This window comes from Geopseudomonas sagittaria (assembly GCF_900115715.1).
GTDB classification, from domain to species: Bacteria; Pseudomonadota; Gammaproteobacteria; order Pseudomonadales; family Pseudomonadaceae; genus Geopseudomonas; species Geopseudomonas sagittaria.
In genome coordinates this window covers 1-2,213 of sequence record NZ_FOXM01000038.1, presented here as the reverse complement: position 1 = coordinate 2,213, position 2,213 = coordinate 1, and the positions used below count along the sequence as shown (strand labels likewise).

General features: G+C 57.0%; 1 protein-coding gene and 1 pseudogene. One reads left to right on the top strand and one right to left on the bottom strand.

The window, feature by feature from the left end; all coding sequences use genetic code 11:
- On the bottom strand, positions 1–245 hold a 245-nt coding region (locus tag BM297_RS21245; protein WP_394328031.1), incomplete at its 3' end, for an OprD family outer membrane porin.
- Positions 246–1,009: 764 nt separating this feature from the next.
- Between BM297_RS21245 and BM297_RS21240 the strand changes: the two are divergent.
- Positions 1,010–2,042 (top strand): annotated as a pseudogene (locus BM297_RS21240) (IS5 family transposase).
- Positions 2,043–2,213 lie beyond the last annotated feature (171 nt).

Below are 2,213 nucleotides of genomic sequence, written 5' to 3'. Positions count from 1 at the left end.
CCGTCCAGCTTGATGCCCAAGAGTCCGATGGCATCGACGCCAAAGCCGACCGGGCCCGGGGTGTAGCCGGACTTGAAGTTGAGGATGAAGCCCTGCGCCCACTCTTCCTGCTTGGACTGGGCCGCTTTGGGTACGTCTCGGAAGTCGCGGCTGAAGTAATAGTTACGCGCCGTTAGTGTAGCGGTGCTTCCTCCAACGAATCCACCTTCTGCCGCATGCCCAACGGAGGGAATTGTAAAGGCCATGGTGATGGCCAGTGAAATAGGGCTAACTTTCGGGAGTTTTTTCATTCAGCTTTACTCTTGTTGTTATGGAAAACTTTCCCATCTATAAGCTGGCTAGCAGTTCAAATACACTGCCATGTTAGGCATTAAAGCGCGCAGCACTCAAAGCACAGGGGTTGGGAGGAATGCCTAGTGGGGCTCGAATTTAGGCTGCTCTTTTAGATAACGGTCACGGTTGCTGTAACATCTGGAATCAGTCATGCTCTGCAGCTTGCCGGAGTTGGTGTGCCCGCCACCATGTGCTTGTAACAGTAGTGCTGGCTAACGAAGTTACTAGGTATAGTAAAGATGAAACCGTTTTTGCTGGGCGCGGTGAGAATCGAAAATCACCAAAAGCTGATGACGCAGTTGTAGTCCTAGTCACAATTCCGGTCGGAGCCTTCAAGGGATTTTTCAATTTCTGGTCGCGCCGGCTACCATGAAAAATGGTCACCTGCCGTAGGCAGCGGAAGAAGAACCTACCCTCATGAAGTAGACGGCTAAAATAGTCGAGTCCGAAGTTCATGCTGCGCCCGTTATTTTTGTTTTAAACAGGTTATAGATTAATGCAGGCGGCTATCCAGAAAATAGCCACCTCCTGCAAATCTGCATCCGCTTCCTGCAATCGATAACGAGCCTGAATTTGCTCGGCGGCTACACAGCGCCTCTACCTCTATAGGGCACCTCTAAAAACTGGCCTCCTCACGGTAAAATCGGCGCGCCCTTGATCCTCCGGAGCCCTGCCCATGCTCAGTCTGTTTGCCGACCAAGAACGTGAAGCCAAGCTGGACAGCCTGGGCGATCCACTGGCCCTGCTGGACAAGCATGTGGACTTTACCGTCCTGGCAGCCGAGATCGACCGCTGGGCGCCCAGGCCCAGTCGGGCCAAGGGCGGTCGGCCTCACTATCCAACGGAGTTGATGACCCGCCTGCTGGTGCTCCAGCAGCTGTTCAACCTGTCCGATGAGCAAATGGAGTTCCAACTGCTCGACTGCATGAGCTTCCAGCGTTTTGCCGGGTTGAAAAACTCCGGCCGAGTTCCGGATCGCAACACGATCTGGGTCTTTCGCGAGCGCCTGGTACAGGCCAACGTCGAGCACCAGATCTTTGCCGAGGTGCAGCGCCAGTTGCAGCAACACTTATCCCGAGTCCGCGAAGGGCAGATCATCGATGCCAGCACCGTTCGCGTGCCCATCCAGCACAACACGTCCGATGAGCAGGCCGTGGTGAAGGAGCAGGCGGTACCACCCGGATGGCCACTCGCCAAACGCCGGCAAAAGGATGTCGAGACGCGCTGGGCGAAGGAGCACGGCAAGTCGTATTTCGGCTACAAGCTGTCTGTGAGCGTGGATCGCCGGCACAAGCTGATCCGCTGCGTGAAGGTGAGCGATGCCAGTGAGGCCGACCCCCGGCATCTGGTAGATGTCCTCGACCGGGGAAACAGCAGCCGGGACTTCTGGGCGGATCGCGGCTGTCACGACAAGCCCAGGGAGCACTGGCTCCGGATGATTGGCTGGCGATCACATATCCAGCGCAAGGGCTGGGCTGGTAAGCCTATCGGGGAGTGGGGCAAGGCACGGAACAAGCGTGCCAGTCCCCGAGCCCGCGTCGAGAATGTCTTTGCTAGCCATCGCGCAGATAGGCGGCAAAATAATCCGGAGCATTGGCCTGGCACGCGCCGAGTTTGGTCTGATGGTCAAATCGGTTGTTTACAAGGCCGCTGGTCGCATATCGCGACAGGACATGCACGAAGCTCTTCGAGCGCCTAGCTCGCACTGATGTAAGGAGCTGCACTTTCCGCAGCTTGGCCCAGTCCTGGTGTACGTTTTTAGAGGTACCCCATTAGAGGCACCCCTAAATGTGTAGCGCGCTGGCAGGCACCGCTGCGTCAGGCGCCGTCAACGAGTTCGTGGCTAGCTAGCGGCGCGTCGAGCTGGCCAGCTCACCGCC